Origin of the sequence: Thermoproteus sp. CP80 (assembly GCF_002077075.2) — an archaeon.
Taxonomy (GTDB): Archaea; Thermoproteota; Thermoprotei; order Thermoproteales; family Thermoproteaceae; genus Thermoproteus.
The window spans coordinates 1-2,593 of the sequence record NZ_LCWM02000059.1; the positions used below are offsets into that span (position 1 = coordinate 1).

Genomic DNA, 2,593 nt, shown 5'->3' on the forward strand with positions numbered 1-2,593 from the left:
GTCGCAAGGGCCATCCCAAACAACCACGCCCACCACCACAACCCAAACCACACAGACAACCACACAAACAACGCAGACAACTACGCAAACAACCCAAACCACACAGACCGTGACAATAGGCGCGTTGCTCCCGCTTTCGGGAGATCTACAGAGCTATGGACTTGGATCTCAGTGCGCCATTAAGCTGGCGGTGCAAGACGCCAACAAGATGTTTGCGAGCAAGGGCATACAATTCCAGCTGGTCGTGGAGGACACCAAGACGGATCCCAACACTGCCCTCCAGATGCTGCAGACCCTCTACTCCCAGGGCGTGAGGTTCGTGGCTGGGCCTATGGCCAGCTCTGAGGTGTCTGCCACAATGAACTTCGCCGAGCAGAACCACATAATTGAGATCAGCCAGTCTTCCACCTCGCCGGCTCTGGCGGTGCCCAAGCCGTATATATTCAGGCTGGTCCCCACCGACTTCTACCAAGGTAACGCCATAGCTACGTTGCTCAAATATCTTGGCATTAAGAGGATAGTAATAGTCTATAGATCCGATACGTGGGGCCAGGGCCTGTCTGCCGCCATAGCCAACGACTCGGCTAAATACGGCATACAGGTATTGGGAGTCTACGGCTACGACCCGTCGGCTATACCAGCCTCGGCGCAGGCTGCAGTGCAACAAGCGTCGGCGGCCTTGGGCTCGCCGAGCCCCGACGCAGCTCTGGTGCTGGTTACCTTTGAATCCGACGGCGTGGCCGCGGCCCAGGCGGCTGCCAACGACCCGGTCCTCTCCAAGGTCAGGTGGTTCGGCACCGACGGCGTGGCCGGCTCGACGGTCTTAGTGCAACAGGCCGGCCCGGCCCTCGCCAACGCCAAGTTCCTCGCCACGATAGCGGCGCCTAACCCCAACGACCCGCACTATGTAAACTTCGTGCAGGAGTATAAGCAGTTCTGCGGGCAGTCCCCCGTCGCGTACGATCCGTATGCGTACGACGCCGCTATGATTATCATGGAGGCTATTGCCAAGACCGGCTCCACCGATCCTACCGTCATAAACTCCGTCCTCGAGCAGTGGGGCAAGAACGGAACCTACGTAGGCGTGACCGGGCCCGTCTACTTCGACCAATACCACGACAGAATATACGCGAGCTATCTGATAATGGGCGTGGCGATCGTCAACGGAACTCCCACGTGGATCAACGCCGGCTTCTACAACGGCACCACCGGACAGATAACAGCGTTCCCGCAGGGACAGTCGCTATTCGGTTCTTAGGTCTTCAAATATAGCTTAAAAATATTTTTCTTTTTTGTTGCGTGCTTGAGATAAAGGGTATAGTAAAACAGTTCGGCTCTTTTAGGGCGCTGGACGGCGTGGACATGACTGTTGAGAGGGGCAAGGTGACTTTGCTGATCGGGCCGAACGGCTCAGGCAAGACGACGCTTATCAACGTGGTGACTGGCGTCTACAGACCGGAGGCAGGGCGCGTGGTGTTCCGTGACGACGGGCGGGAGCTGGACATAACGGGCTGGCCGCCGCATAGGGTCTTCGCCGCGGGTATAGTGAGGACTTTCCAGATACCGCAGGTCTTCCAGAGACTGACCGTCATCGAGAATCTTTTGGTTGTGGCCAGGGGGCAGATCGGCGAGGACGTGACGAAGGCCGTGAGGGAGGGGCTTTGGATCGGGCAGGAGCGCGAGCTCGCCGAGAGGGCCTTCAGGGTACTGGACACGGTGGGGCTCGGCGATGTCTGGGACCATTATGCCTATTCTCTCTCGGCCGGCCAGATGAAGCTGTTGGAGCTCGCCAGGGCCTTGATGGCAGGCGCGAAGCTGATAGTTCTGGATGAGCCCATAGCCGGGATACCTATATCGCAAGCCCACTCCATATTCCAGACGATACGCGACATAAACTCGAAGGGCATCACGTTCTGGGTCGTGGAGCACCGTATAGACATAGCCTTCAAATACGTGGACTACGTCTACGCCATGGCCAGCGGCAGGGTCATCTCGCAGGGCACGCCGGACGCCGTCGCCAGAGATCCAAAAGTGATAGAAAGCTATATAGGCGGGTGATATGCCGCTCCTCAAGATCTCGGGCCTCGACGCCGGCTACGGCAAGTTCCACGTCCTCAACGGAGTCTTGCTGGAGATCGAACGGGGCGAGGTGGCGGTCCTCCTGGGGCCGAATGGCGCCGGGAAGTCCACGCTCCTCAACGCGGTGGCCGGCCTGGCTACGATCTACAACGGCGTTATCGAGGTGGACGGCCGCAACATAGCCGGGAGGAGCCCCAGCGAGATACAGAAGGTAGGCGTTGGCTACGTGATGCAGTCGCCGAACAACTTCGGGACTCCCAACATATTCCCCGAGCTCACGGTCAGGGAGAACCTGGTGGCGGCGGCCGCAGGCGTGAGGCCCGAGGAGGCCGAGAGGACCCTCAAGGAGGTCCTCGAGCTGTTCCCCAAGCTGAAGGAGCTGCAGAACCGCAAGGGGAAGTTCCTCTCGGGCGGCGAGAGGCAGATGTTAGCCATATCGATGGGCCTCATGAAGAAGCCGAAGCTCTTGATGCTGGACGAGCCGACGGCGGGGCTGGCCCCCAAGGTGGCCTCC

Annotated in this window: 3 protein-coding genes; all 3 read left to right on the top strand. The window is 59.3% G+C overall.

What is annotated here, in order from left to right; genetic code table 11:
• On the top strand, positions 1-1,258 hold a 1,258-nt coding region (locus tag B7L68_RS08250), incomplete at its 5' end, for a penicillin-binding protein activator (protein WP_238136392.1).
• A gap of 41 nt (positions 1,259-1,299) precedes the next feature.
• Positions 1,300-2,058 carry an ABC transporter ATP-binding protein gene (locus B7L68_RS08255; protein ID WP_081247182.1) on the top strand — a complete coding sequence of 253 codons (759 nt, stop codon included), beginning with the start codon at positions 1,300-1,302 and terminating at the stop codon, positions 2,056-2,058.
• Position 2,059: 1 nt separating this feature from the next.
• Positions 2,060-2,593, top strand: a 534-nt coding sequence (locus B7L68_RS08260) for an ATP-binding cassette domain-containing protein (protein WP_081247183.1), incomplete at its 3' end; no start/stop codon positions are given.